At 54.0% G+C, this 25591-nt stretch carries 26 protein-coding genes; 13 read left to right on the top strand and 13 right to left on the bottom strand.

Going from position 1 to position 25591, the window contains the following annotated elements:
* Position 1: 1 nt before the first annotated feature.
* Positions 2-1510 carry a YifB family Mg chelatase-like AAA ATPase gene (locus tag ACQKE4_RS03755; protein WP_427386962.1) on the top strand — a complete coding sequence of 503 codons (1509 nt, stop codon included), beginning with the start codon at positions 2-4 and terminating at the stop codon, positions 1508-1510.
* On the opposite strand, the gene ACQKE4_RS03760 is transcribed toward ACQKE4_RS03755, so the two are convergent.
* Entirely contained in the window at positions 1467-2504 is a 1038-nt protein-coding gene (locus ACQKE4_RS03760) for an alpha/beta hydrolase (RefSeq protein ID WP_427386963.1), read from the bottom strand. The genes ACQKE4_RS03755 and ACQKE4_RS03760 overlap by 44 nt on opposite strands.
* Positions 2505-2711: 207 nt before the next feature.
* Here ACQKE4_RS03760 and ACQKE4_RS03765 point away from each other — a divergent pair, with 207 nt between their 5' ends.
* Both ACQKE4_RS03765 and ACQKE4_RS03770 read left to right on the top strand, forming a co-directional pair.
* Positions 2712-4898 carry a malate synthase G gene (locus tag ACQKE4_RS03765; protein ID WP_427386964.1) on the top strand — a complete coding sequence of 729 codons (2187 nt, stop codon included), beginning with the start codon at positions 2712-2714 and terminating at the stop codon, positions 4896-4898.
* A gap of 71 nt (positions 4899-4969) precedes the next feature.
* Complete coding sequence (locus ACQKE4_RS03770) at positions 4970-5383, top strand: PaaI family thioesterase (RefSeq protein WP_427386965.1); 414 nt, start codon at positions 4970-4972, stop codon at positions 5381-5383.
* Positions 5384-5388: 5 nt separating this feature from the next.
* On the opposite strand, the gene paoC is transcribed toward ACQKE4_RS03770, so the two are convergent.
* From paoC to ACQKE4_RS03785, 3 genes are read right to left on the bottom strand one after another with little or no spacing between them, the layout of a single operon-like run.
* Positions 5389-7575: an aldehyde oxidoreductase molybdenum-binding subunit PaoC gene (paoC, locus tag ACQKE4_RS03775; protein ID WP_427386966.1), complete on the bottom strand. Its 2187-nt coding sequence runs from the start codon at positions 7573-7575 to the stop codon at positions 5389-5391.
* Between the two features lie 3 nt (positions 7576-7578).
* Positions 7579-8529, bottom strand: a complete 951-nt coding sequence (locus tag ACQKE4_RS03780) for an FAD binding domain-containing protein (protein WP_427386967.1) — start codon at positions 8527-8529, stop codon at positions 7579-7581.
* A complete protein-coding gene (locus tag ACQKE4_RS03785; protein WP_427386968.1) occupies positions 8526-9059 on the bottom strand; it encodes a 2Fe-2S iron-sulfur cluster-binding protein in 534 nt (177 codons plus the stop codon). Before ACQKE4_RS03785 ends, ACQKE4_RS03780 begins: the two co-directional genes overlap by 4 nt.
* A 97-nt stretch (positions 9060-9156) precedes the next feature.
* On the opposite strand from ACQKE4_RS03785, the gene ACQKE4_RS03790 reads away from it, so the two are divergent.
* A complete protein-coding gene (locus ACQKE4_RS03790) occupies positions 9157-9774 on the top strand; it encodes a nucleotidyltransferase family protein (RefSeq protein ID WP_427386969.1) in 618 nt (205 codons plus the stop codon).
* On the opposite strand, the gene ACQKE4_RS03795 is transcribed toward ACQKE4_RS03790, so the two are convergent.
* Together ACQKE4_RS03795 and ACQKE4_RS03800 are read right to left on the bottom strand one after the other, a co-directional pair.
* Positions 9755-10870, bottom strand: a complete 1116-nt coding sequence (locus ACQKE4_RS03795; protein ID WP_427386970.1) for a metallophosphoesterase — start codon at positions 10868-10870, stop codon at positions 9755-9757. The two genes, ACQKE4_RS03790 and ACQKE4_RS03795, sit on opposite strands and share 20 nt — an antisense overlap.
* 38 nt (positions 10871-10908) lie before the next feature.
* Complete coding sequence (locus ACQKE4_RS03800) at positions 10909-11289, bottom strand: DUF423 domain-containing protein (RefSeq protein WP_427386971.1); 381 nt, start codon at positions 11287-11289, stop codon at positions 10909-10911.
* A 162-nt stretch (positions 11290-11451) separates the two neighbouring features.
* Here ACQKE4_RS03800 and thiS point away from each other — a divergent pair, with 162 nt between their 5' ends.
* The 3 genes from thiS to trmB are packed head-to-tail and all read left to right on the top strand — an operon-like array spanning position 11452 to position 13279.
* A complete protein-coding gene (thiS, locus tag ACQKE4_RS03805; protein ID WP_427386972.1) occupies positions 11452-11658 on the top strand; it encodes a sulfur carrier protein ThiS in 207 nt (68 codons plus the stop codon).
* A gap of 10 nt (positions 11659-11668) precedes the next feature.
* The gene (locus ACQKE4_RS03810; RefSeq protein WP_427386973.1) at positions 11669-12493 is read left to right on the top strand and encodes a thiazole synthase; all 825 of its coding nucleotides are present in this window, start codon (positions 11669-11671) and stop codon (positions 12491-12493) included.
* A 15-nt stretch (positions 12494-12508) separates the two neighbouring features.
* Positions 12509-13279, top strand: coding sequence for a tRNA (guanosine(46)-N7)-methyltransferase TrmB (trmB, locus tag ACQKE4_RS03815; RefSeq protein ID WP_427386974.1), 771 nt, complete (start codon positions 12509-12511; stop codon positions 13277-13279).
* Between the two features lie 105 nt (positions 13280-13384).
* Here the strand turns inward: trmB and ACQKE4_RS03820 are convergent, their stop codons facing one another.
* On the bottom strand, positions 13385-14308 hold the full coding sequence (locus tag ACQKE4_RS03820) for a LysR family transcriptional regulator (RefSeq protein WP_427386975.1): 924 nt from the start codon (positions 14306-14308) through the stop codon (positions 13385-13387).
* A gap of 229 nt (positions 14309-14537) precedes the next feature.
* Between ACQKE4_RS03820 and ACQKE4_RS03825 the strand changes: the two genes are divergently transcribed.
* Genes ACQKE4_RS03825 through argE form a run of 4 tightly spaced genes read left to right on the top strand, consistent with a single transcriptional unit; the run spans position 14538 to position 18784 of the window.
* Positions 14538-15503: a Bug family tripartite tricarboxylate transporter substrate binding protein gene (locus ACQKE4_RS03825; protein ID WP_427386976.1), complete on the top strand. Its 966-nt coding sequence runs from the start codon at positions 14538-14540 to the stop codon at positions 15501-15503.
* 56 nt (positions 15504-15559) lie between these two features.
* Positions 15560-16063: a tripartite tricarboxylate transporter TctB family protein gene (locus ACQKE4_RS03830; protein WP_427386977.1), complete on the top strand. Its 504-nt coding sequence runs from the start codon at positions 15560-15562 to the stop codon at positions 16061-16063.
* Between the two features lie 25 nt (positions 16064-16088).
* A complete protein-coding gene (locus tag ACQKE4_RS03835) occupies positions 16089-17561 on the top strand; it encodes a tripartite tricarboxylate transporter permease (protein ID WP_427386978.1) in 1473 nt (490 codons plus the stop codon).
* A gap of 35 nt (positions 17562-17596) precedes the next feature.
* Positions 17597-18784: an acetylornithine deacetylase gene (argE, locus tag ACQKE4_RS03840; RefSeq protein WP_427386979.1), complete on the top strand. Its 1188-nt coding sequence runs from the start codon at positions 17597-17599 to the stop codon at positions 18782-18784.
* A gap of 254 nt (positions 18785-19038) precedes the next feature.
* On the opposite strand, the gene ACQKE4_RS03845 is transcribed toward argE, so the two are convergent.
* On the bottom strand, positions 19039-19953 hold the full coding sequence (locus tag ACQKE4_RS03845) for an AEC family transporter (protein ID WP_427386980.1): 915 nt from the start codon (positions 19951-19953) through the stop codon (positions 19039-19041).
* 106 nt (positions 19954-20059) lie between these two features.
* Here ACQKE4_RS03845 and ACQKE4_RS03850 point away from each other — a divergent pair, with 106 nt between their 5' ends.
* Both ACQKE4_RS03850 and ACQKE4_RS03855 read left to right on the top strand, forming a co-directional pair.
* Positions 20060-20563 (top strand): hypothetical protein, encoded by a 504-nt coding sequence (locus ACQKE4_RS03850; protein WP_427386981.1) that lies wholly within the window; start codon positions 20060-20062, stop codon positions 20561-20563.
* 5 nt (positions 20564-20568) lie between these two features.
* Positions 20569-21162, top strand: coding sequence for an SCO family protein (locus ACQKE4_RS03855; RefSeq protein WP_427386982.1), 594 nt, complete (start codon positions 20569-20571; stop codon positions 21160-21162).
* Here the strand turns inward: ACQKE4_RS03855 and ACQKE4_RS03860 are convergent.
* From ACQKE4_RS03860 to ACQKE4_RS03880, 5 genes are all read right to left on the bottom strand, one after another.
* The gene (locus ACQKE4_RS03860) at positions 21159-22235 is read right to left on the bottom strand and encodes an extracellular catalytic domain type 2 short-chain-length polyhydroxyalkanoate depolymerase (RefSeq protein ID WP_427386983.1); all 1077 of its coding nucleotides are present in this window, start codon (positions 22233-22235) and stop codon (positions 21159-21161) included. The two genes, ACQKE4_RS03855 and ACQKE4_RS03860, sit on opposite strands and share 4 nt — an antisense overlap.
* Before the next feature lie 3 nt (positions 22236-22238).
* Positions 22239-22919, bottom strand: a complete 681-nt coding sequence (locus tag ACQKE4_RS03865) for an FKBP-type peptidyl-prolyl cis-trans isomerase (RefSeq protein WP_427386984.1) — start codon at positions 22917-22919, stop codon at positions 22239-22241.
* Between the two features lie 132 nt (positions 22920-23051).
* Positions 23052-23495, bottom strand: a complete 444-nt coding sequence (locus ACQKE4_RS03870) for a universal stress protein (RefSeq protein ID WP_290837702.1) — start codon at positions 23493-23495, stop codon at positions 23052-23054.
* Between the two features lie 21 nt (positions 23496-23516).
* Positions 23517-24800: a TRAP transporter large permease gene (locus ACQKE4_RS03875; RefSeq protein ID WP_427386985.1), complete on the bottom strand. Its 1284-nt coding sequence runs from the start codon at positions 24798-24800 to the stop codon at positions 23517-23519.
* 18 nt (positions 24801-24818) lie between these two features.
* Positions 24819-25406: a TRAP transporter small permease gene (locus ACQKE4_RS03880; protein WP_427386986.1), complete on the bottom strand. Its 588-nt coding sequence runs from the start codon at positions 25404-25406 to the stop codon at positions 24819-24821.
* Between the last annotated feature and the right edge of the window lie 185 nt (positions 25407-25591).

Consider the following 25591-nt stretch of genomic DNA (forward strand, 5'->3'; position numbering starts at 1 on the left):
AATGACACTAGCCATTGTCGCCACGCGCGCAGGCGTAGGCTTAGATGCACCGGCGGTGCATGTTGAAGTGCACCTGGCTAACGGCTTGCCGGGCCTAACGCTGGTGGGCTTGCCAGAAACCGCCGTAAAAGAGAGCCGCGAACGGGTGCGCAGTGCGCTAGTCAATGCGGGCTTTGATTTCCCGAATACTCGACGTATCACGCTAAACCTCGCCCCCGCTGATCTGCCCAAAGAGGGTGGCCGCTTCGATCTTCCTATCGCGTTAGGCATTCTCGCTGCCTCTGGGCAAATACCGGTGGAAGCGTTAGAAGGCATGGAGTGCGCTGGTGAGTTAGCGCTGGATGGAAAATTACGTGCCGTACCAGGGATACTACCTTTTGCGCTTGCCACGCGGCGGGCTAAAAAAGCGCTGATCATCCCCCGCGCCTGCGCCGATGAAGCGGCATTGGCAGGTGATTTACCAGTGCTGCCTGCCGACACTCTCTGGCAGGTAGTAGCGCACTTACTCGATCAAGATAAGATTTTCCCACACAAGCTCAGCGCCTCGGTGAAAACCACCTCGCCGGTAGATGATCTGGCCGATGTACGCGGCCAGCAGCAGGCACGTCGCGCACTGGAAGTGGCTGCTGCCGGGGGTCATAACCTATTGTTTGCGGGCCCTCCCGGCACCGGCAAGACCATGTTAGCCAGCCGCCTGCCAGGTATCCTGCCCGCGCTTTCCGAGGAGGATGCCCTGGAAGTGGCCGCGGTGCGCTCGGTCTGCGGCCTACCGCTGGAGGCCGACTGGGGTAAGCGGCCATTTAGGCAACCCCATCACAGTGCGAGTGCCGCAGCGTTGGTGGGTGGAGGCTCAAAACCCAAACCCGGCGAAATTTCACTCGCGCACCACGGCGTGCTGTTTTTAGATGAATTACCAGAGTTCTCTCGCCATGTGCTTGAGGTGCTTCGGCAGCCACTAGAAACTGGAGAAATCCATTTAGCCCGCGCCAGCCATGAACGTCGTTATCCAGCCCGCTTTCAATTGGTTGCCGCTATGAACCCCTGCCCCTGCGGGCACTTGGGCGACCCACGCCAGCGCTGCCAATGTACCGCCAGCCAAATCCAGCGTTATCAAGCGCGACTTTCCGGGCCGCTGCTGGATCGCATCGACCTACAGGTGGAAGTGCCCGCCCTGCCGCCTGAGCAGCTCACCGCGCAAACTCAGGGCGAATCATCAGAGGCCGTTCGCGAGCGCGTCATGGCTGCGCGAGAACGTCAAATGGCCCGCGGCGCGCTAAACAGCCAATTAAGCGGCAAAGCGCTAGAAGCCGCCTGTGCGCTTAACGATGAAGAGCGCGCTTGGCTGGCAGGTGTGCTCGAAAAGCTCAAGCTCTCCGCTCGCGCCTACCACCGCGTGTTACGCGTAGCGCTTACGCTGGCCGATTTACAGGGTGAGCCAAAGCCCACCCAACCACATCTTATCGAGGCTATTGGTTACCGGCAGTTGGATCGAATGTTGAGGGGGGCATAGTGGTAAGAATAGACAGCTCTCGGCGCTCGCTAAGTTGATCCAAAAATCCATCCAGCGCTTCAAACAGCACTTCACGGATAGGGTCCGCCTCGTTTACCAAATGATGGCGGGCTTCCGGGTGGCGATGAATTTCGGCATTGGGAAACTTCTTCTTCATAATCGCTAAATTCCACTCCCAGTCGACGGTCAGATCCTGCTCGCCTTGAAGTATTAAAGTAGGTAAGGGGTTGGGCGCCTGTGCTAATAGCCGTGGCATCCAGCGGCGCATGGCACTCACCCAGGCAACGCTTAAGTTTTCGGACTGCAATGGGTCGTGATCACGTAGAAACTCGGTAAATTGTTCATCCGTCGAATTAGGCCGGTATTTACGCGGCAGCTCTTTTAGAAACGGGCTTGCAATCAAATGCAGCCAACTCGTCTGGCTCCACCCCCAAGGGCGCACCAAAGGCGCTAACAATACGAGACCTGACCAGCCTGACGCCTCCCGGCGCGTCAGCGCATCCGTCGCCAATATCGCGCCACCGGTGCTTTGGCCGATACCCAGCCATGGCTCAGGCGCTAGCCCCTGACTTTTGAGCGTGGTCTGTAAATGAGTCAGACAGTGCTGATAATCATCGAAATCTTCTATTTCCGCCCGCGCACCGCTCGAAAGACCATGACCAGGAAGGTCCCATAGCACTACCCGCCATCCCTTGACCAGCAACCGCTCTAGTAAATGACGATACAGCCCCATATGGTCAAAGTAGCCATGTACCACAAAGGCGGTGCCTACCGGCTGGGGAGGGCTCCATACCTGGCACCATAGCGCAAAGCGCCCAGTATCAATAAAGCCTGCATATACTTCATGCGTATCTATGAGCAGTGCTTCTAGGCCATAGTGATGAAAATAACCTTGCATGGCGTCCGCCAGCACCTCATCCGGCAATAAGCGGGTAAGGGCATTATCGCTCGAAATATGGCGAAACAAGCCTTCCAGATGTTGGAAATCACGCATTGTTGTTTCTCCATAACGCCATTTTTGCTATTGGCTAACGCGCGGCCTTAAGGTCACGTCCCTTATCATTTGGTCGAGCATTTTAACGCTTTAGGGTCTACGCTGTTTACATGCCCGAGCAGGTGTGGAATTATTTTCCATAAATGTATTTTAACCCTGACCGTGGCAAACATATTTCCCCACGGGCATCCTCACAGGAGAAACCCCATGAGCGAGCGTATCACGCGTCACCGTTTACAGGTGGCAGCAGATTTAGACCGTTTCATAAATGAACAGGCGCTACCGGGTACCGGCATTGATGAAAGTGCCTTTTGGGCCGGTGTTGATGCCCTATTTCACGATTTGACCCCTAAAAACCGTCAATTACTCGAAGAGCGCGACACCCTGCAAGAGAAGCTGGATACGTGGCACCGGGAACACCCCGGCCCTGTCCGCGATATGCCGGCATACCGTCGCTTCTTAAAAGAAGTCGGTTACTTAGCAGAAGCACCAGCGAATGTGAAAGCGTCTACCGCCAACGTTGACCGTGAAGTGGCCGTTCAAGCGGGCCCTCAGTTGGTCGTACCCGTGAGTAATGCACGCTACGCACTGAACGCTGCCAACGCACGTTGGGGCAGCCTGTATGACGCTCTCTACGGCACCGATGCGATTTCAGAAGAGGATGGTGCCGAAAAAGGCGCTAGCTTCAACCCAAAACGCGGTGCCAAAGTGATTGCCTATGCCCGTGGCGTGCTTGACCGCGCGGCCCCGCTGGCCACTGGTTCTCACCGCGATGCAGTGAAATACGTCATTCGTGATGAGCATTTAGTCGTTACGCTCGAAGGCGGGCGCGAAACCGGCTTGAAAGATTCCGGCAAGCTGATTGGCTTTACCGGTGAAGCGGCCAAACCTGACGCAATTCTGCTGGCCAACAATGGTCTGCACTTAGAAATTCAGATTGATCCTAGCCACTCGATCGGTAAAACCGACCCGGCAGGCGTGAAAGATGTCGTGGTAGAGGCGGCACTGACCGCCATCATGGACTGCGAAGACTCCGTTGCCGCGGTAGATTCAGAAGACAAAGTCGGTGTTTACAGCAACTGGCTTGGCCTGATGAAGGGCGATCTGGAGGAGAAGATCGAGAAAGGTGACAAAACCTTTACCCGTAAACTGAACGCTGATCGCACTTGGCAAACTACCGATGGCGGTAGCGTGACCCTGCCTGGCCGTTCGCTGATGTTCGTGCGTAACGTGGGTCATCTAATGACCACCCCGGCGATCTTGGATGAGAACGGCAACGAGCTACCCGAAGGTATCCTGGATGCGGTCATCACCTCACTACTTGCCCTTCATGACCTAAAGAAAGACGCCGACCAGCCGCGTAACTCACGCACCGGCTCTGTTTATATCGTGAAACCCAAGATGCACGGCCCTGCCGAGGTCGCCTTCGCCAACGAGCTATTTGGCCGCGTTGAAGACATTCTGGGCATGAGCCGCGATACCCTGAAAATGGGCATCATGGACGAAGAGCGCCGCACCACCGTTAACTTAAAGGCGTGTATTGCTGAAGCAGCGTCACGGGTGGCGTTTATCAACACCGGCTTCCTAGACCGTACTGGCGATGAGATGCATACCGCCATGGAAGCAGGCCCCATGGTGCGCAAGGGCGACATGAAGAGCGCCGCTTGGATTCAGGCCTATGAGAAGAGCAACGTACAAGTGGGCCTTGCTTGCGGCCTGCGTGGACGCGCTCAGATCGGTAAAGGTATGTGGGCCATGCCTGACCTGATGCACAACATGCTTGAGCAGAAAATTGGCCACCCGAAAGCCGGTGCCAACACCGCTTGGGTTCCCTCACCCACTGCAGCCGCGCTTCATGCCCTGCATTACCATCAGGTTAATGTCACCGATGTTCAGCGCGAGCTGGAAGGGTTGGGCGAGCCAGACTATCTGGATGACCTGCTGAGCGTACCGGTAGCGGAAAACGCCAACTGGTCCGATGAAGAGAAGAAGCAGGAGCTGGACAACAACTGCCAGGGTATTCTGGGTTACGTTGTGCGTTGGGTAGAGCACGGAGTGGGCTGTTCGAAAGTACCCGATATTCATAACGTGGGCTTGATGGAAGATCGCGCGACGCTGCGTATTTCCAGCCAGCATATTGCCAACTGGCTGCATCACGGCATTATTGATGCATCGCAGGTGGAAGAGTCACTTAAGCGCATGGCCAAAGTGGTCGATGAGCAGAACGCAGGCGACCCGACCTATACGGCCATGAGCGCTGACTTTGCAGGCTCTACCGCCTTTAAAGCCGCCTCTGACCTGATCTTTAAAGGCCGCGAACAGCCTTCCGGCTACACCGAACCGCTACTGCATGAGTGGCGCCAGGTGCATAAGGCCAAAGTGAATAAGGCGTAGTAAATTCGTGGTATGGTTTAATCAGCCTCGAGGCTTATGCCTCGGGGCTTTTTTATAAGAGGAAAACAACAATGACCATAATGACCGCCGAGCAAATCGAGCATTTTCTAGATGAGGTCTTTCCTCAACGGATGGGCAAGATCGTTAGCGTGGGTGAGATGCGCGCCACCATGCGCTTAGCGATTGGAAACGAACACCTGCGCCCTGGCCCCCGTGTTTCCGGCCCCACCATGATGGGTTTTGCAGATGTGGCCATGTACGTGGCTATTTTGGCGCAAATTGGCCCGGAGCCTATGGCGGTGACCAGCGACTTAAACTGCCATTTCCTCCGCGCTGCCTCCGGCGATCACGATATTATTGCCCACGCCAAGCTGATTAAGCTCGGCCGCCGATTAGCGGTGGGCGAAGTACAGATCTTCTCAGCCAGCGATGACATACGCCCAGTAGCGCATGTCACCGCCAGCTATGCGCTGCCGGCGGTCTAACCCAGCTAGCTTACAGCAGGAAGTTGGTCGAGCATGCGATCAAGTGTCATCGGGTACTCACGCACCCTAACGCCGGTGGCATTATAGATAGCGTTGGCGATGGCGGCCGCTACGCCACAGATGCCCAGTTCACCCACCCCTTTGGCTTTCAGGGGAGATGAAGCCGCATCCGTGGTATCCAGGAAAATAACCTCCTGTTGCGGAATATCGGCGTGCGCCGCCACTTCGTAACTAGCAAGGTCATGATTAACGAAGAAACCGCGGTCCAGGTCGGCAGTTAACCCCTCCATCAAGGCCGCGCCAACGCCCATGGTCATACCGCCGATCACCTGGCTACGTGCCGTTATCGGATTCAGAATACGGCCAGCATCACATACTGCCAGCATACGTCGCACACGCGTTTCTCCGGTATAGGCGTGCACCCCTACCTCGACAAAGTGCGCCGCAAAGGTGCCGATCTGCATGTCGTCTTTGAAGTCGCCAAAATGAACCGTGTCTTCGGCAACAAGCTCTTCGCCGTCGGCGATATCAGCGAGCGCCAAATCAGTATTGCCCGCTACTACACGGCCGTTTTCATAACGTGGCGCATCGACACCCAGCCGCTTGGCGATCTGCTCTTGAAGCGCTAAACAAGCGGCATATACGCCTGCGGTCGCGCTGGCGGCACCGAACTGCCCGCCCGAACCCGAAGAAACAGGGAAGTCGCTGTTGCCCAATCTAACCTCGACGGCCTCCAGCTCAAGCCCCATGGTCTCGGCGGCCGTTTGGGCGATAATCGTGTAGGAGCCAGTACCGATATCCGTCATATCGGTCTCAACGATTAGGTGCCCACCTTGCAAGCGCACCCGTGCCCCAGAATCCATGGTGGGCGCGCCGCGATAGGCACCCGCTACACCGTGGCCAATCAACCACTGACCGTCGCGGGTACTCCCAGGTGTGCGGTTGCGCGCCTCCCAGCCAAATGTTTCAGCACCCTGACGTAAGCATTCGACATAGTGGCGGTCGCTAAAGGGTTTGGAGTCAACTTCTGGGTCAACTTGGGTGTCGTTGAGGATTCTGAATTCGACCGGATCCATGCCCAGCTTTTCCGCCATTTCATCCATGGCAATTTCCAGCGCGGCAAGCCCAGACGCTTCTCCCGGTGCGCGCATATCCGCCGACTCAGGGAGGTTCATGTCGATAGGGTGATGAGCAACGCGACGGTTCGCACCGGCATAAAAAACGCGCGTTTGTTCTACCGGGTTCTCGCCACTGCAGCCGGGCAAGGTATGTGAAATCGCCGAATGATCGAAGGCGGTTATCTTGCCCTGAGCGTCGGCTGCAATACGTAGGCGCTGGATGGTGCCGGAACGGTGGGTGGTATTGTTGAACACCAATGGGCGTGGCAAGGCGAGTTTGACCGGTCGCCCTGAAGCGCGCGAGCCGAGTGCTGCGAGCACCGCATCAGCTCGTAACCAAAGCTTTCCGCCAAAGCCACCGCCCACATAAGGGCTCTCTAAGCAGATGGTCTCGGGCTTAATATTGAACGTGGTTGCCAGGGCCTTACGCGTCCACGCGATCATCTGGTTTGAGGTCCACACCATCATCTGCCCACCATCCGACCAGTCAACAATGGAGGCGTGGGGCTCCATCATGGCATGGCTTTGGGAGGCGGTGCGGTAGACTTCATCCACAGTCACTGCCGCGTTTTGAAAAGCAGCGTCCACGTCACCGACGTCCGATAATGGCTCTCCAGTGTCCTGTAACCGTTCCCAGGCAACTTCCAAATCAAATACGCCGGGCTCCTCCTCATAGCGCACATCAATCAGCGCGGCAGCGCTTCTTGCTTGCTCAAGCGTCTCGGCCACGACAACGGCAATTGCCTGATGATAGTGCGCAATGGTATCGCCCCCAAAAAGCAGTGCCACGTTACTTTTGGCACGCCCTAGCGGCTCCATCTCCAACGTCGTGACGACGGATACAACACCGGGGGCGGCGCGGGCAGCAGAGGCGTCCATATGGGTAATGCGTCCCTTGGCAATAGTCGCACACAGCGGGTAGCCCACCAGCTGGTTCGCCACCACATCATGGCGCTCGTAAGCATAGGGCGCACGCCCCGTCACCTTGAGGGTGGCGTCAATGCGCGAATGGGGCTTGCCGATAATACGAGCGCGATCAAACAGGTTATCTTCCGTTGATTGATTAAAGTCCATGGGTCACTCCTGAGCCAGCAGCGCGGCGAGCGTTCGCTCTGCCAGGGTAAGCTTGTAGGCGTTCTCTTGCGTTGGGCGGGCACCGTCAAGCAGGCGCGCCATGACCGCCTGCGCACCCTCTGGCAGCGCAGCGTCGGCGTCATCACGGCGCCAAGGCTTAGGGGCCACGCCACCGAGTGTGACGCGCCCCGTTCCATCAGGGGCGTGGATCAGTGCAACAGAGACCAAGGCGAAGGCATACGAGGCTCGATCACGCACTTTGAAATAGGCGTGGCGGCCTGCAACCGGTGCGGGTAGCACGACGGCGGTGACCATCTCGCCCTGCTCCAACGCGTTTTCCACCTCAGGCGTATCACCAGGCAACTGGTAAAATTCATCCAGCGTCAGTCGCCGCGCCTCGCCTCGGGGCATCACGGTTTCCACTTCGGCATCTAGCACTCGCAGTGCGACGGCCATGTCCGAAGGGTGGGTGGCAATACATGCGTCTGAAGTGCCGATAATACCCAGCTGGCGCGACGTGGCGCCTTCACCCAGCGCGGCACAGCCAGCCCCAGGTGAGCGCTTGTTGCAGGGCATGCCGGTGTCATAAAAATAGGGACAGCGGGTGCGCTGTAAGAGATTACCGCCGGTGGTGGCTTTATTACGTAGCTGGCCCGATGCACCCGAGACAAGCGCCCGGCTCAATACCGCATAATTACGCCGAATCCGTGAGTCAGCGGCCAGCCCGCTATTGCTGACCAGCGCGCCGACACGCAAACCACCGTCGTCGGTGGGCGTTATATCGTTTAGCCCAGTGCCGGTTACATCAATCAAGTGCAGTGGGGTTTCAATTTCATGCTTCATCAGATCAAGCAGGTTGGTGCCGCCAGCAATAAATTTGGCGCCGGGAACCGTGGCAGCACGTGAGGCAGCCTCGGCCGGGTCGGTCACTCGTTCATAGGAGAAGGCTCTCATGCGCGCTCCTCCGCTACCTGCGTAATGGCTTTTAAAATATTAGCGTAAGCACCGCAGCGGCATAGGTTGCCTGACATCCGTTCGCGAATTTCAGCGTCAGTTACCTCAATAGGCGCAGTTAAATTCGCAGTCACATGGCTCGGAAATCCCGCCTTTATTTCCTTAAGCACGGCTTTTGCCGAGCAAATTTGACCCGGCGTGCAGTACCCACATTGGAAGGCGTCATGCTCGACAAAGGCGTGCTGCATGGGATCGAGATGCTCAACACCACCCATTCCTTCAATCGTCGCGATATCATCGCCCTCATGCATCACCGCCAACGTTAGGCAGGCGTTAATTCGCTGACCATTTACAGATACCGTACAGGCGCCACATTGACCATGGTCGCAGCCTTTCTTTGTACCGGTTAATGTTAAGTGTTCACGTAAAGCATCCAGTAGCGTTGTCCGATTATCCAATTCAAGCTGATGCCTTGCGCCATTGACGACGAAAGAGACGTTAGAGCGCTCCGCGCTACTCTGTGAATTCATAAATAGGTGCCTTCCCTGCTCATTGCGGTCACTTAGTTAATGTCCTAATGTCTTCAGCATAGACATAATTGGCACAAGGTCACCAATGGGATTTTCAATGCCCGCTAGTAATGTCATCGGCTTAGTGATGGCCGCTGGCTACTCGCGACGGTTTGGCCAGCACGACAAGCGCTGCGCCGCGCTTGCCGATGGCCGCTCGCTGTTAGCAACCTCTGTCGCTAACGCGGAGCAAGCCTTTGCTTTGCTACGCGTGGCAATCCGCGCAGAGGATGACGCCAATTTGCTGGGGCTGGCAGAACACACGCCTTTGATTCGTCTTCATCAGGCGCATTTAGGGCTGGGGGCGAGCCTAGCCGAAGCGGTAAGGGCGCTTAGCCACGACGCCCAGCTGAATAGCAGCGAAGCGGTGGCGATTTTATTGGGCGATATGCCCTGGATTAAGCAAGAGACGCTGTTGTCGTTACAGCGGCTAGCCACTGTCAATACCATCGTGCGGCCCTGCCATGCAGGCAAGCAAGGCCACCCTGTCATTTTTGGACGCGCCCTATGGCCAGCACTGGAAGCGTTAAGTGGCAACACCGGTGCCAAAGATCTGATTCGCGACAACGCCGACCATTACCGCGCCTATGATGTGCAGGATGCTGGCACGCTGATGGATATCGACGCGCCAGCGGACTTAGTGGTGCCAGAGCACTTTACCCCTGACGAAGCGTAATGCGGGTTAGCTCAGAGGGCTTACCAAGGCGCAGAGCAAACCCAGGCCATAAGCCTGTACCGTTGTTGACGTAAAGCGTCATGCCTTGAACATCATAAAAGCCTGACACAAAACCATTGTTGGCTTTAGCAACCAGCCGCTCAAAACCTAAGATCATTCCCCCGTGGGTATGCCCTGAAAGCTGAAGATCTACGCCAGCTGAGGCGGCAATAGCGGCGTCCCGGGGCTGATGATCCAGCATAATAATTGACGTATTGTCCGGCGCACCCTCTAGCGCCTCATCAACATTAGGTGCAGGAAAAGCATTTCTGGGGGCTGAAAAATCCGTAACCCCAGCAAGCACTATATTTGCGCCGTCGTTTTCGATCACAACATGCTGGTTAGCTAATGTTTCTATGCCCAGTGCTTGATAGTGCTCCATCCACTCGGGGTAGCCAAAATAGTACTCGTGGTTGCCAGGAATGGTATAGACGCCGTCGGGTGCTGATAGCGCTTGAAGCGGTGCTACATCTGCTAGGCGCACGTCTAGGTCGCCATCGATCAAATCACCGGTAATTACGATTAAGTCCGGCGCTAACGCATTGGTTTGTGACACCACCGCTTCAACCCAGGGGGCTTCAAACAATCGACTGATGTGTAGATCGGTTAACTGCACGATCTCATACCCATCAAACGCCGCTGGCAGTCCTTGAATGGCCGCCTCAACATTCTTGACCGCAGGCACTCGTGCAGCCTGGCTAACGGCAAAAGCAGCCACTCCTAATGCCAGCGCGCCCATGCTATAGCGCAGTACAGGCGGAATGGCGATACGCCGCCGCTTAACCGCTATCACCATAAGCGCTATCAGATCAACGGCTACCTGAAGTACCGCTAGAAATAGCATTGTGCCGAAAATCCAGTTAACGGCCAGCACGATGATTCGTGGTACCTCGGGAGAAAACATGGAGCCAAATGCCAGTAATGTCAGCAAATGGTGCTGTGCAATCAACAGCAGCACTATGCTGAGCAGGAACTTAAACCAGAGTGGCCATTTGAGGGGGGCTAAATATCGTAAAATAACAATAAGGCAGGGAATGGCAACAACGAAATGAAACATTAAAGGTGCTCATGTTAAGTCAGTATAAAACGTCGTGACTAGTGATTGGCCGTTAATGCTACCACGGCCAGCGCCAGCCACCCGGCCATTAGCAGTACGCCGCCGATGGGCGTCACAATGCCAAGATTCAACCCTGCTAACGCCATCACATAAAGCGAACCTGAAAAACACCCAACACCCAACGCCCAAAGCGCCATCACCCAGCGCTGACCAGCCAGCGGCTGTACTTGGCGCCACACCAGTACGAGCATAATGGCCAGCGTATGCCATGCTTGGTAGCGTACGCCGGTTTCAACAGCGCTCACCATGGCTTCGGTAGCGCGTGCCTCTAATCCATGGGCCGCATAGGCACCCAGCATGACCATCATGGCGCCAGAAAGCGCTGCTATACACCACCACACCCTATCTATTCGTTGCATACCGCTCTCCTGATCCACTTTTCTACACACGCTTCGACGCAATCTTTCATTGGCATACATTGTACTGATTGCACCCACGGCGTACCTTGCGTGGCACGAAACCGCTACAATAGTAACTATCTTAAAGAAAGAACTGCCACGACGAATGAGACACGCCTATTTATGTCTATACAGATACGTCTAAACGGTGAACCCCATACGTTGTCGACCAACCTGACCGCCGCTGGCCTAGTTGAACAGCTGGGTCTGAGTGGGCGGCGCATCGCCGTCGAAATTAACGAAGAGATTGTCCCCCGCAGCCAACTCGCCGCTACCCAACTGGTCGATGGTGACCAAGTGGAAGTTGTCCACGCCATTGGCGGCGGCTAAAGGAAACACTATGACGCAACTAACCGATACATCGTCAACAGATGCAGCGCTATCTGACACCCCGTTTACCATTGCCGGTCGCGATTTCCGCTCTCGCCTGCTGGTTGGCACGGGCAAGTACAAAGACTTTAACGAAACCGGCGCTGCGATTGCACAAAGCGGCGCTGAAATTGTTACGTTTGCCGTGCGTCGTACTAATTTAGGCCAGGATGCGGGGGCGCCCAATTTACTAGACGTCATCTCTCCCGCGCGCTACACCCTACTGCCCAACACCGCTGGCTGCTATAACGCTAAAGATGCTGTGCGTACCTGCCGCTTGGCCCGGGAACTGCTTGATGGCCACAACCTGGTAAAGCTGGAAGTGCTCGGCGATGATCATACGCTCTACCCCAATGTGGTGGAGACTCTAAAAGCCGCCGAAACCCTGCTCGCCGATGGCTTTGACGTGATGGTGTACACCAGCGACGACCCCATTGTGGCACGTGAACTAGAGGCCATGGGCTGCTGCGCCATCATGCCACTGGGCTCACTGATAGGCTCTGGTCACGGTATCCAAAACCCACACAACGTGCGCTTAATTGTTGAACAGAGCAGCGTACCGGTACTGGTGGATGCCGGCATTGGCACAGCCTCGGATGCCGCCATGGCTATGGAGTTGGGCTGTGACGGTGTACTACTAAATACCGCTATCGCCCACGCCAAAGACCCAATACGCATGGCCAATGCCATGAAGCTGGCCGTAGAAGCCGGTCGCGACGCATTTTTAGCGGGTCGTATGCCACGCCGTCAATCCGCCGACCCTTCTTCACCTTTTGCTGGCCGTATTAACGGTTAATTGATTCGAGATACCATGACTGAACCCAACGACGCCGTGCCAGACAGTAATGCCACTCCCGAAAGCAACGCCACTACTGGTCCAGAGGGAGCGGATGCACCGCTGCACCGGCGCGGCATTAAAAGCTATGTGATTCGCGCAGGCCGTATGACGCAAGCCCAAGGCCGTGGCCTAGAAGATGTTTGGCCACGCTTGGGGCTAACCATTGCCGATGGTCGTCAAGACCTGGATGCGCTGTTTGGTCGCCAAGCACCGCGGGTAGTCGAAATTGGTTTTGGTATGGGCAACTCACTGATTGAACAGGCCGAAACCCACCCGGATACCGACTTTATCGGCATCGAAGTCCACGCCCCCGGCGTTGGTAAGCTGCTTGATGAAGTGGATAAACGCGGCCTTACCAACCTGCGCGTTTACCGCGAAGATGCCCTCGCCGTGCTTGAGCAGTGCCTGCCGGAAGACTCGCTGACCACGCTGCAGCTATTCTTCCCTGACCCGTGGCCAAAGAAGAAACACCACAAGCGGCGCGTCGTGCAGCCTGCGTTTGTTGAGCTGATCCGCACGCGCTTAATGCCCGGCGGCACCTTTCATATGGCTACCGACTGGGAAGCCTACGCAGAGTGGATGGCAGAGGTCATGGAAGCAGCCCCCGGCTATGCCAACACCGCCAGCGCAGAAACCGCTCCCTACGTGCCGCGCCCAGCGTTCCGCCCGCTTACAAAATTTGAAGCCCGCGGAGAAAAGCTTGGCCATGGGGTTTGGGATTTGATTTATCGCCGAGACGCTTAAAACGAACAATAGCAAAATAGAGCAGCCCTATGCGGGCTGTCTCTACCTACCGCTAGCCTAGACTTTAAGCATTCTAATCTGTGGATAAGTCATCTGTTCGGGCTGCTAATTTATATTAAGCGACGTTAAAATACCCATTTGATGCAAACTATCGATTTCAGCGTATATCTCTTCGCAGAAAGATTCAGCAACGCTACTTAGCGGCTTGTGTTTAGATTTAAGCAAGGCAATTTCCCACTCGATTGTAGGCTTCATTGGCTTAGATATAACGGCTGTTCCCTGCAGCAGCAACTCAGCTATAGGGTCAATGACCGCCACTCCAAGCCCGCGGTCAACCAACGCGCACACCCCGCGCATATGGCGCATTTCAGCGGAAATATTTCTCTTTATATCAACTGTCTGCATGATAAAGTCCACTCTTGCTCGCAGCGGGCTGTCTGACATTAGCTCTACAAACATCTGATTTTTTAAGCTCGTAATGGCTACCGCATCCTGCTTAGCGAGAGGGTGTGTACGATGCATGATGCACCTCGCAGAACAGCGCGCAAGACTACTAACGGTAGCCCCATAAGTATCGGCTTCAAGCGTTATTCCCAGTGCCACATCACAAGTATTGTTGTCGATCATTTTAAGCAACTCTTGCAACCCTGCATCAATTACTCGAACGCCAACATTGGGGTGATTTTGTTTAAAGCGCTTAATCACATCAAGTAAAAAGGTATCGCAAAAAATTGGCTGGGCAGCCACCACCACACTGCCGAGTTGATTATTAGCAATGGCATCTGCATCTTTTTGTGTATCCCGAATACTTGCCATTAATCGCAGTACTGAGGCGTGGTACAAAAATGCTTCTGCCGTTGGCGATAGTTGGTTCCTTGTACGCTTAAATAATATAAATCCCAGTTCATCTTCTAGCCCAGTAAGTAACCGACTTACCATCGATTGGCTAATCCCCAATGTTTCAGCAGCAGCTTTTGTTGTGCCATGCTTCATAAAAGCATCAAAGGCCTCAATTTCTTTTATTTTCATACCTTTAAAACCTTATCATCAGTAATTAATTAAATAATATTTAGTTAAAAATAGTCTTCGCAAATGAAAAGCTTGCAACAACAGCTCACCACTAGAACAAAAACGAATACTGAATCAAATTGTTGCAACAAATTTCATACTTGTCTATGTTAAAAGCGCTGGTTCCAAAAAGTGCTGTTAACAAATCCACTTCAATAACAGCGGTGCAACAACTATTGCGGAGATAAGCATGAAACTCACTTTAAGCTTAGCGGCAGCAACGCTGCTCACAGCATCGACTGCCTATGCTCAGGGCTATCCGTCTGGCCCTGTCACACTGGTAGTACCGTACGGCCCCGGCGGTGCATCAGATCTCGCAGGACGAGCACTCGCTGAGTCTGCCCGCGAATATTTGGGCGAGCCTGTTACGGTAGTGAATCAAGCAGGTGCAGGAGGAATGACCGGGGCTCGCGATGTGTCTCGGGGTGACCCAGATGGCTACACTTTGCTGCTAGCCCGCGTGGGCATGGCGCTGTCACCGGCAGTAAATGAAAACAGCAGCGTTGACTGGGATGAGTACACTTTTATCAGCCCGCTTGAAGCAACGCCGATGATTCTTGCCGTCGCCGAAGACTCTCCCTATGAAAGCGTTGAAGACTTGCTGGAAGGCATAGAAAACGCCTCTGGTGCAATGAGCTATGCAGCCTCAGGTGCTACTGCTATTGATGGCTTTACCGTGCAATCACTTCTGGCTGACGCAGAACTAGACCCGCTGACGGCGGCCACTCTAATTCCATACGGTGGGGGCGGTGAGTTGGCGACGGCTTTGTTGGGTGGTCATGTGGATTTTTTGGCAATCGCTGCAGTCTCTTTAATGCCGCATATTGAAAGCGGTGATATGCGCCCGTTAATGGTTTTCTCGCCTGAACGCATGGAAACACTGCCAGAAGTGCCTACTGCGGAAGAACTGGGTTATGAGCTAGCTGGGCAAGTGATTGGCTGGAGCGCGCTATATGGCCCGCCAGAGCTACCAGAAGAAGTGATGAATACCTGGAATGATGTAATGGAGCAGGTAGCTGAAGACGAAAACTGGCTCAGCCGTACCCAAGCTCGGGGCTCAATTTCTACTATCGGTAGCGTCGACATGGCGACATATGCAAAGGAACAGTATGAGTTTTATCGCACCCTAGCTGAGCAATTCGGCTATCTCGAGTGAGTTACCGATAGGCATATCGCCGACACTAGAAACATCAGGTTATTACTGGAGGGGTCATGGGTATAACACGCGGTTTAGTGATTACAGCGCTGTTCGGTATTGTTCTTTTTTTACTGATTCCAGCCTATGTGCCCCGCCCACGCTTTATTCCAGGCTTTGCTCCCCCGCCTGATATGTGGCCTAGAACGGTTTCCATGCTAGGCATGGCGCTGGGAATATTGCTCGTTGGGCTGACATTTTCACGCAAAACCGAAGCTATTGCTGACCCTGAAGATGCCAGTGCCATTCGCGGTGACACACCGCTTGCCACATTAATCACGCGCTTTGGTTGGACGGTACTCACCTTTGCGCTTTTCATTGGCTCAGTGATGCTGTTTGGCTTTTTATTATCGAGCATCCTGCTATTAGTGGCGATGTTGATAATGACCGGCTATTGGCGCAACAAAGTGGTGACGGCCATTGTTGCAGTGGCACTTCCGCTTGTTCTTTACCTGTTTTTCTCCAGCGCACTCAATACGCGTTTCCCTGTCGGCAGCCTTTTTAAGGCTATCGGTATTTAACTTACCGCGTATAGGACTGACCACTATGCTTAACGACCTACTGGTTGCCTTTCAAGCGGTTGCCACCATTGAGAATTTCCTGATCATGGCCGCCGGCATTTGGGGTGGCGTTATTATCGGTGCGATTCCCGGAATGACTGGCACCATGGCGGTGACGCTGGCGCTGCCCTTTACTTTTTATATGCAGCCAATCCCGAGTATTTTATTACTGGTCGCTTTATACAAAGGCTCAACCTACGGCGGCTCGGTCCCGGCAATTTTGATTAAAACACCAGGAACAGCATCAGCGGCCTGCACGACCCTTGACGGCTACCCGTTGGCCCAACAAGGCAAGGCGGGTAAGGCGCTCAATATGGCGCTCTATTCATCATGTACTGGGGACTTTATCTCCAATCTCTCGCTGATTTTTATTGCCGCACCGCTGGCACTCCTTGCGTTGCGTATTGGTCCACCCGAATATTTCATGCTGATGATTTTCGCGCTCACCACCGTGGCTGGGGTATCAGGTCGTTCACTACTGCTTGGTCTTGTATCGGCGTGTTTAGGGCTGCTGTTAGCCACCGTAGGCGAAGACATGTATGGCTCGTTTCGCTTTGATCTCACCGTTGATATGCAGAGCGGCCTTGCGGTCGCGCCAGTACTGATTGGGCTGTTTGCGATTCCAGAGCTGCTTAAAATTATTGTGTTTCGTAACAACCAAAGCCATAAGCCCATGCAACTAGGCGATAACCGGGTGACGCGAGATGAGCTGAGGCGATCCTTAAAAGCAACGCTCAAAGGAAGCATGATCGGAATCGTCATGGGGGCCATCCCAGGCATTGGGCCTTCAGCTGCGGCGTTCTCCTCCTACGGCGAAGCGCAACGTAGCTCAAAGAACCGTGAAAACTTTGGTAAAGGTGAACTGGAAGGAATCGCTGCTTCCGAGTCCGCTAACAATGGTTGCTGTGGTTCCACCATGATCCCCCTGCTAGCGCTAGGCGTGCCGGGCGATGTGATTACCGGCGTGATGCTGGGCGCCTTTATGATTCACGGCATGACCCCAGGGCCTATGCTGTTTGAGAACAACCTTAATGAGGTTTACATGCTATTTATTGGCATGCTGTTCTCATCTGTTTTGCTGTTTGGTGCTGGTAAAGCAACCATGCGCTTTTTCTCACATATCTCACGCATCCCACCCGGATTAATGGCACCTATCGTGCTGGCCCTGTGCTTATTCGGTATTTTTTCGATCTCTAACAGCATGTATGACGTCATCGTATTACTGGCGATGGGCATATTTGGCTTTTTCATGTTCCTATTCGCCATTCCCGCCGCCCCCTTTTTAATCGCCTTTATTCTTGGCCCCATGCTGGAAGAAAACCTGCGGCGTGCTCTTGCGCTCTCGCGCGGAGATCCAAGCATCCTAGTGTCGTCGCCTATCACCTGGCTATTCGCCTCGCTAGCGATATTCGTAGTGGTGGTGACGATTCGTCAGCAGCTTAAGAAAGCCAAAGCCTGAGCCAATGATTCTCTTATTGCCAAGGATTAAACATTATGCAAGTTAGTGCTACGCCTAATACTCACCCGCTGTTGGAAGCCGCAACCTCAAACCTCGCAGACCTGATCGCTTATGACACAACCAGTGCCCACTCCAACCTTGAGCTTATTCATCACATGGAGAAGTTCTTCGCTATGCTTGGCGCGGAGGTGGCAGTGCTGCCGGATGAGAGTGGAGAAAAGGCCAATTTGGTCGCCCGCCTGGGTCCCGCCGACGTAGCTGGCATTGTGCTCTCTGGCCATACCGACGTAGTGCCCGCAAACCCAAAGAGCTGGAGAAGTGATCCTTTTAAAATGGAGCAGCGTGGCAGTCGCTTATTTGGTCGCGGAACCTGCGATATGAAAGGTTTTGCAGCCTGCGTGATGGCAGCGGCACCTGCTTTTGCCAACGGAGAACTGAAGCGGCCTTTCTATTTTTGCTTCTCTCATGATGAGGAAGTCGGCTGCTTGGGAGCCCCTGCTATTGCTCGCTACTTAGCCGCACTCAAAGTACCACCGGCCTTAGCGATTATCGGTGAACCCAGTGAAATGAAGCTTATCAATGGCCAGAAAGGCAAAATCGCGATGCGGGTGACCGTGCGTGGCGAAGGAGGCCACTCATCTTTCTCCCCTCAACACGTCAATGCAGTGGAGTATGCCTCGCGTATCATCACCATGATCGCAGAACGATCGCGACGATATGAACACGATGGCCCCTTTGATAATGACTTTACCGTCCCCCACGCCACTACCCTTACCACCATCATAGAGGGCGGTGTAGCGACCAACGTTACCCCCGACACCTGCAGTTTTATCTTTGAGCTACGTAGCATTGATCAGGAAGCGGCTGCGACAGACATTAAAGCGCTGATCAGCGATGTAGAGGCTGCTCTTCTCCCCGATATGCAGCACCAATCAATAGATTCGGCCATTGAGTGGCAAGAGCTATTTGCTTACCCCGCCATGGGGGATGCAACCGACACCGTAATGTTCAAGCAGCTTGAGCCTATTCTTCCCGAACGTGGTGGCAAGGTCTCTTATGGCTCAGAAGGCGGCGTGTTCGAGATCGTTGGTGGTATCCCATCGGTAATTATTGGCCCAGGCTCTATTCGCCAAGCCCACAAACCCGATGAGTTCATAGAAATTGACCAACTTAATCAATGCCTTGTTTTTTTCGATGAATTAAATGCGTGGATGAAACGCTAAGCACAATAAGTGGGGGTCTTGCGAAATAGCGATCGCACAAAAAAGAAAGCCGCTCCAATGGAGCGGCAAAAAGACCGTGACTAGCAATGAGAGGGAGAAACCATGACAGTAAACTGGCGCTGATTCTTAAATCAACAGCTGTCTTGGTTGTCAGCGACTCATTAAACGCTGACAATCACACTATAATCATTCTCATTTACCCCGTCAATACAAATACGAATATTTTTTATTTAGATTTTTCCACTGTCCTCGGTTCAGCTAATTAGTCGTAACCAGAGAGGCAAAGTAAGCATTGCCAACAACGTCTGACCGGTAATAATGGCCGCCATGAGTTCGGCGTCGCCACCTAGCTGACGGGCTAAAATATACGCCGACGTAGCGGTCGGTAGCGCAGCAAACAGTAGTGCCACATCACGACTCACTGGGTCCAGCTGCAAGACCCAGGCGAGTACCAGCACCAGCGCGGGCATCAGCAACAGTTTTACGCTGTTAGTGGCCAGTACACCGCGGTCTACCCGTAATAACGCTGCCGGGCGTAGCGCCACGCCAACGGCCACCAAGCCAAGCGGCAAAGCCGCGCGTCCCAGTAGCTCAACCGTATCCTGGCTCCAGCCCGGCAAACCAACACCCGAAAGATTCAAGCCAATACCCGCTAAGCAGCCCAGAATCAGCGGGTTTTTGACTAATGCCATGGCGCTTTTACCTATACTGGCGCCGCCTAAAGTACCCGCGGCAACAAAGCTTGCTACACACATAACGTTCACCACTGGCACCATCAGTGCCACAGCCACCGCCGCGGTGGTGGCACCTAGGCTGCCGTGTAGGGCAGCGGCGCCGGCTACGCCCACATAGGTATTAAAACGCACCGCCCCCTGAAAAACGGATGTAAATGCAGCGGGTGACAATCTTAGCCAATCTCGCAAGCGCCATAACAGCATGCCAAACAGCGCCATCGCGCCGAGCAGCACTAACGCCAAACGGCCCACCGGCACTTGACTTACGTCGGCCGTGGCCAAGGTGCCTACTAGCATCGCTGGAAACAGCACAAAGTAAATTAGCCGCTCCATTTGCGGCCAGAAGGTGTCGCTGGGCCAACGCCAGTAGCCAAATGCGGCCCCCAGTAAGATCAACAAGAATAATGGGCCTAAGGCGCCGGTGATACTCTCCATTTGCATCCCTTTTGCCTGCGACATCCCAGCACAGCGATATCGGCTCGATTACTGTTAACATGGCGTTTACACCCCGCCTCACGGCTTGCGTAGTGATTATTCTGCCATGAAGATGATGTCAAAACCTGCACACCCTGCGGCCTTTCCCGTATTAAGGGTATTGATATTGGTTACCGGCTTAGCGCTGGCCGCCTGCGCGTGGTATGCCTTTGCCCATTGGTTGCACCGCGACAGCGATGTGACATGGTTTCCACCAACAGCAAACTGCGACTTGCACACTGCCCCCTGCTCAGCCACGCTAGGCGATAAAGGCCGAATTACGCTGCACGTTCAAGCCAGCGGCCGAATTGATGCATTAGAGATATTACCATTAGAAGTTGAGATAGATGGGGTTGAGGCGACCAAGGTAGACGTTGATTTTGTTGGCCGAGATATGGATTTAGGCTTACACCGCTTTGGGCTGACTGCCAGCTCACCAGGTCACTTTCAGGGCCAGGGTCAGGTGGGTATTTGCACGCAAAATGTTATGCCTTGGCGTGCTCGTGTCATACTGGAAACCGCAGAAGGCAAAGTGGGCAGTTGGTTCGACTTTGACGTCATTAGGAGTTAACGCATATGGCAAGTAAACCGTTATGGCTAGGCGCTGGCTTAGCCGCTGTACTGATTGTGGTCAGCGGCGTTGGCCTCTATCAATATGCGATGGCGCCTGATGACAACGGCATTGCCGGGGGGCCCATTGAGCTTCCCTCTACGCAGGGTGATTTTTCCCTGACCCAGCTAGAAGAGAATCAAGTGGCAGTGGTGTCGTTTGGCTATACCTACTGCCCGGATGTCTGCCCGATGACACAAGCGGTGAAGCGCCAAGCGCTGGCGCAGCTATCCGATGAGCAGAGCGACCGTGTAGTGCCCGTAATGATCACGGTGGATCCAGAACGCGATACCATTGAGCGTATGCAGGAGTACATGAACTTCTTCGGCGACGAGTTTATTGGTGTGGTGGGCAGTCAAGCGCAGGTTGAGGAAGTCGCTTCACGTTATGGCGTGATTTGGCGGCGTGTGGATGCGCCTGATTCAGCCATGGAGTACACCATTGATCACAGCGCGACACTGTTTCTGGTCAACCGTGAGGGTGATGTCCTTCAGCGAGTACTCTACTCACCCACGCCCCACGGTTTAATATCAGCATTAGAGCACGAACTTGGTGGTTAATCGCTTTCAGGGGCTTCCTGCAAACGATCAAGCATTGCCATGAGTGCACTGATTTGAGTCCCTTCACGTGTATCGTGCAGAGGGCTTAATTGCCAAGTGCTTTCTGCAAACCCCCACCAGTCCCAGCAACCCTGCGGATTCGCCATGCTGTTTTCCGTCTGCGGATACAGCACAATTTGCTGGTGAGACGCCGCCCAACTATTCAAGCCAGTGTGGCGCACGAATGTATCGCCGATCGCTTCTTGGCTCATTTGGCAGCCGTGAAGTGCCACCGTTACCGGACAATCCCCTGCTTCGCAGCCTTCAGGAATAAACACATAGCCCGTGTCGGCCAAGCCCTTGACCGCAAACTCAGATTGGTCAAAAGCGGTGAGCATGCCGTCCTCTACACTGCCGCCTGATACTTCACGCTCAGGATAGAGCCAATCAAGCATTTCACCAGCCAGGTCTTCATCACAGGCAAGCACATAACTACCGCCGCCCTGTCGGCAATTTCCCCACTCTTGCGGCGTTGGTGTTGATGCGTCAGGTAAGCGCACTGGCCAGCCATGCCCGGTATCTTCACTGCGCGCAACGCGTAATTGCTCGGGTGACGCCAGCCACTGTTCCCACTGCTCTGCTAGAAGTTCACCCAACTCAGGCTCAACTACCTCATCCTCCTCGCCATGCCAGACAAACACCCTGAGCTGGCTCAGTGCCTCAGCACTGCCCACCTGCTCAAGCGCACTATAACGGCTGTGGCGCCCTTCCAGCTCAACCAGCGAAGGCGCGCCCCGGCGAGTCATCATGCATTGATTAAGCGCCAAGCTTAGCGAACCTTGCGCACAGCCCCATGGCCCCGCTGACAGCACGCCTACGCCGCTAAAGCGCTCCGGCCAGGCAACCGCCATCTGATTGGCCATATAGCCGCCTGATGACAGCCCGACAACACTTGTCTGATCAACAGCAGCACCTAATGCGGGTAACTCTTCAGGCTCGACTGTTTCGGCATGAGCAACTAACGGTGCACTCACACCGATACATAACAGCAAATAAGCCATTGAGTGGTGCGCAGCGGGAAGGGCTAAACGCATAGTTTATTCGACGCCCAGCAATTCGACGCGGAAAGTCAGCATTTCATTTGGACCAATCGGGCCTTGACCAGCTTCACCATAGGCGAGCTCTGCTGGGATATAGAGCATCCAGCTGTCACCAACGCTCATCAATTGCAGTGCTTCCTGCCAGCCTTCGATCACTTGGTTGGTCTGGAAGCTAACAGACTCGCCGCGTTCAAATGAGCTATCAAATACGGTGCCGTCTAACAGCATACCTTCATAGTTCACTTCAACTGTGTCATCTGGGCCAGGCGTTGCGCCATCACCTGACTCAAGCACTTCATATTGCAAGCCTGACTCTGTCACCGTGACGTCTTCGCGCTCAGCGTTCTCAGCTAAAAAGGCTTCGCCCTCTTCGAGATTCATCTGCGCCATCTCTTCCGCTTCGGCTTCGCGCGCTTGCATGGAGCGCTCTTGGAAAGCCATCAGCGCTTCCGTCATCTCTTCCTCCGTAAGGGCGAGTTCGTTGCCTTCAAAAACGTCACTCATGCCCTCATTAAACGCTTCTAAATCAAGATCTTCGATGTCAGCTTGCATGCTTTCACCGAGGGTAACGCCCAAGCTGTAAGCTAAGCGCTGTTCATCCGTTTCTGGCGCTGCCGCTGCAAAAGGGGCTACCAAAAGCAAACCGGTCAGAGCCGTTGTGGAGAGCAGTAGTTTCATAAAAGATCCTTTTTATAGCGGCGCCGAACGCCAATCAGTGTTACTCACAGACTAACACCCACCGCCCTTGGCTGCATCTTAAGGGAGGTGGGTGTTCATAAGACCACATTATTATCGAGAGGTTTAGCAGATTTATACCACTAACGTTGGGCAGTGCGCAGCGCCAGCCACTCGCTGGGAGACGCTGCCCAGCAGTGGGTTTTTCTCACCGTTGGTACCCTGGGCGCCGATAACAATCAGGTCGCACTCCCGCTTACGGGCGAAACGTACAATGATCCGCGAGGGACGGCCCCCTTTTACAAAAGCACGCACGCTTAAGGCGTCAGCTCCCATCTCTACTGCCTGGGATTTAGCGTGAACAGCGATTTCGGTAGCGTACTCTTTCAGCGCATCGTCAGGTATATCTAACTGGCTCGGCCGTACCATCGAAAGCGACGCTTCTAGCAGACTGTGGTGTTTAAACACACACAGTAGATAAAGCTCCGCACCGGTTAGCATATGCAAACCCACCGCTTTCTCCAGCGCCTTTAGCGCGCCGGTTGAGCCATCGACGGGGACTAAAATGCGATTAAACATTCGCGTTCTCCTTATGGCTGTTTAGCGGAAAGCAACGTCACGCAGGAACAGCGCAATTTGCGGGAAAGCGATGATTAACCCTGCCGCCGCTACCAGCATAAAAATGAACGGCGGGGTGCCACGGATCACTTCCCAATAGGGGCGCTTGAAAATCGCGATGGCGGTGAATATATCGCAGCCAAAGGGCGGCGTCGCCGAGCCTATGGCAACTTGCAGAGTGATCAGCACGCCCACCAGTACAGGATCAAGCCCCGAAGCGGCAATCGCTGGCGCAAAGATTGGGGTCAGCACCAAAATCACCACAATGGGGTCAACGAACATACAGGCAACAAAGAAGGCGACCGAAATAGCGATTAAGACACCCAATGGCCCTGCTTCATTAATGCCCACTGCCTCAAGTATTGCCTGTGGAATTTGTGCAAACGAGATGATCCAGGAAAAACCATTACCCGCGGCCACCAAAATAAACACCACGGCGGTAATCAAGCCGGTTGATTTCGCAATCGTGTATATATCAGGAAATTTCAATGAGCGGAAAACAATGAACTCAAGGAAGATGGCGTAGAGTACACAGGCCGCGGCAGCTTCCGTAGGGCTGAATACGCCACCATAGATACCGCCCACAATAAGCACCGGAAAACCCAATGGCCATAGCGCTTTCTGAACCGCCACGGCCCGCGCTTTCCACGAAGCTTTAGGCTCTGTAGGCACTTTATTAATAATGGCATACATCACGCTATAAGCCGAAAACATCAATAAAATTAACAAGCCTGGCCCAATACCGGCAATAAACAGCTCAGCTATCGAGGTTTGGGAAATAACCCCATAAATAATCATGCCGATACTCGGCGGAATTAAAAATGCGATATCGCTAGAATTGATAATCAAAGCCAGGGTGAACGAGTCTTTATAGCCCGCCTTCAGCATTCGTGGGCGCAAGGGAGACCCCACAGCGACCACGGTTGCTTGTGTCGAGCCAGACACCGCACCAAATAGCGTACATGAAACAGCCGTACTTACTGCTAGCCCGCCCTTAATATGGCCGACAAACGTCATCACCATATCAATTAAGCGGCTAGCCGACTGCCCGCGCGTCATAATATCGGCGGCAAGAATAAACATCGGGACTGCAATGAGTGAGGTGGGGCTAATGCCTCGCATCATCTGCTGGATTAACGTTTCCATCTGCCCCAGACCGCCAAAGCTCATAAAGAAGCCGACGAAAGCCGCGGTCATCAAGGGGATCATCATCGGGAAGCCAAGTAGCAGCAGCACGATCATGATCGTAATTATAGTCGCCGTCATGAGTGGTTTCCTCGCTGCTTAGACTTCTGTTTCAGTATCTTTATAGCCATCCACCACATGTGTCGAGAGATAGACATCCCGCGAGATCACATTGGTATAGGCCGTCAACAAATATTGAATACCCGTAATAGCGAACCCTACCGGCACCCAGAGATACATCCACCACGCAGGTATACCGGTGGAGGGTAGGCTGCGCCCGCGTCCCATTACTGTCAGCATGTAATGGACGGAGTAGTAGCAAAGCGTAAACATCACTAACGCAGTAAACAGGCATATCAATATCATTAACCAGCGGCGGCCACCGGTTGGCAAAGCATCATAGATAGCTGACATGCGAATGTGCCGCCCATGCCGCGCGGCATAGCCGATACCCGCAAAGGTGACGAGTACAATCAGCATGCGATTAACCTCTTCAGAGAAGTGCAGGCTTTCCCCAAACGCAAAGCGCCCGATGACGTTCGCCATCGTGTTAATCGCCATAAGGATAATCCCGCCCGCTAAAATGATCCCTTCCGCTTTGCTAATCCAGGTGTCTAGCACGCCCAATGGTCCAGGCAGCATCGAGCGATAGTTTTTTTCCGCAATATCGTCTTCGCTCATATCCATCGCAATTGCTCCTTTAGGTTCCCCATACGTCTTCACTACCCGCATCACGCGTGGCAGCATTTTGCACAATCACTTTCCACTGCTACGTTTCTTAACACTCTAACCAGTAACGATTAATGACCATTCAACGCTGATTAGCCGAAGTATTTGTCATTAGAGCTTCGCCTTGAACGAAAAAGGGGCAG

The sequence above is a fragment of the Halomonas sp. NPDC076908 genome, assembly GCF_050269715.1.
Classification (GTDB): domain Bacteria; phylum Pseudomonadota; class Gammaproteobacteria; order Pseudomonadales; family Halomonadaceae; genus Vreelandella.

Excerpts from the sequence above, each read along its gene's own strand:
- ACQKE4_RS03845 (WP_427386980.1), bottom strand. The coding sequence starts at position 19,953 with ATGGAGAGTATCACCGGCGCCTTAGGCCCATTATTCTTGTTGATCTTA.
- ACQKE4_RS03875 (WP_427386985.1), bottom strand. The coding sequence starts at position 24,800 with ATGACGGCGACTATAATTACGATCATGATCGTGCTGCTGCTACTTGGC.
- ACQKE4_RS03870 (WP_290837702.1), bottom strand. The coding sequence starts at position 23,495 with ATGTTTAATCGCATTTTAGTCCCCGTCGATGGCTCAACCGGCGCGCTA.
- ACQKE4_RS03770 (WP_427386965.1), top strand. The coding sequence starts at position 4,970 with ATGACCATAATGACCGCCGAGCAAATCGAGCATTTTCTAGATGAGGTC.
- ACQKE4_RS03765 (WP_427386964.1), top strand. The coding sequence starts at position 2,712 with ATGAGCGAGCGTATCACGCGTCACCGTTTACAGGTGGCAGCAGATTTA.
- trmB (WP_427386974.1), top strand. The coding sequence starts at position 12,509 with ATGACTGAACCCAACGACGCCGTGCCAGACAGTAATGCCACTCCCGAA.
- thiS (WP_427386972.1), top strand. The coding sequence starts at position 11,452 with ATGTCTATACAGATACGTCTAAACGGTGAACCCCATACGTTGTCGACC.
- ACQKE4_RS03795 (WP_427386970.1), bottom strand. The coding sequence starts at position 10,870 with ATGTTTCATTTCGTTGTTGCCATTCCCTGCCTTATTGTTATTTTACGA.
- ACQKE4_RS03850 (WP_427386981.1), top strand. The coding sequence starts at position 20,060 with ATGAAGATGATGTCAAAACCTGCACACCCTGCGGCCTTTCCCGTATTA.
- paoC (WP_427386966.1), bottom strand. The coding sequence starts at position 7,575 with ATGGACTTTAATCAATCAACGGAAGATAACCTGTTTGATCGCGCTCGT.
- argE (WP_427386979.1), top strand. The coding sequence starts at position 17,597 with ATGCAAGTTAGTGCTACGCCTAATACTCACCCGCTGTTGGAAGCCGCA.
- ACQKE4_RS03865 (WP_427386984.1), bottom strand. The coding sequence starts at position 22,919 with ATGAAACTACTGCTCTCCACAACGGCTCTGACCGGTTTGCTTTTGGTA.
- ACQKE4_RS03880 (WP_427386986.1), bottom strand. The coding sequence starts at position 25,406 with ATGGATATGAGCGAAGACGATATTGCGGAAAAAAACTATCGCTCGATG.
- ACQKE4_RS03760 (WP_427386963.1), bottom strand. The coding sequence starts at position 2,504 with ATGCGTGATTTCCAACATCTGGAAGGCTTGTTTCGCCATATTTCGAGC.
- ACQKE4_RS03855 (WP_427386982.1), top strand. The coding sequence starts at position 20,569 with ATGGCAAGTAAACCGTTATGGCTAGGCGCTGGCTTAGCCGCTGTACTG.
- ACQKE4_RS03780 (WP_427386967.1), bottom strand. The coding sequence starts at position 8,529 with ATGAGAGCCTTCTCCTATGAACGAGTGACCGACCCGGCCGAGGCTGCC.
- ACQKE4_RS03790 (WP_427386969.1), top strand. The coding sequence starts at position 9,157 with ATGCCCGCTAGTAATGTCATCGGCTTAGTGATGGCCGCTGGCTACTCG.
- ACQKE4_RS03810 (WP_427386973.1), top strand. The coding sequence starts at position 11,669 with ATGACGCAACTAACCGATACATCGTCAACAGATGCAGCGCTATCTGAC.
- ACQKE4_RS03830 (WP_427386977.1), top strand. The coding sequence starts at position 15,560 with ATGGGTATAACACGCGGTTTAGTGATTACAGCGCTGTTCGGTATTGTT.
- ACQKE4_RS03860 (WP_427386983.1), bottom strand. The coding sequence starts at position 22,235 with ATGCGTTTAGCCCTTCCCGCTGCGCACCACTCAATGGCTTATTTGCTG.
- ACQKE4_RS03800 (WP_427386971.1), bottom strand. The coding sequence starts at position 11,289 with ATGCAACGAATAGATAGGGTGTGGTGGTGTATAGCAGCGCTTTCTGGC.
- ACQKE4_RS03825 (WP_427386976.1), top strand. The coding sequence starts at position 14,538 with ATGAAACTCACTTTAAGCTTAGCGGCAGCAACGCTGCTCACAGCATCG.
- ACQKE4_RS03820 (WP_427386975.1), bottom strand. The coding sequence starts at position 14,308 with ATGAAAATAAAAGAAATTGAGGCCTTTGATGCTTTTATGAAGCATGGC.
- ACQKE4_RS03755 (WP_427386962.1), top strand. The coding sequence starts at position 2 with ATGACACTAGCCATTGTCGCCACGCGCGCAGGCGTAGGCTTAGATGCA.
- ACQKE4_RS03835 (WP_427386978.1), top strand. The coding sequence starts at position 16,089 with ATGCTTAACGACCTACTGGTTGCCTTTCAAGCGGTTGCCACCATTGAG.
- ACQKE4_RS03785 (WP_427386968.1), bottom strand. The coding sequence starts at position 9,059 with ATGAATTCACAGAGTAGCGCGGAGCGCTCTAACGTCTCTTTCGTCGTC.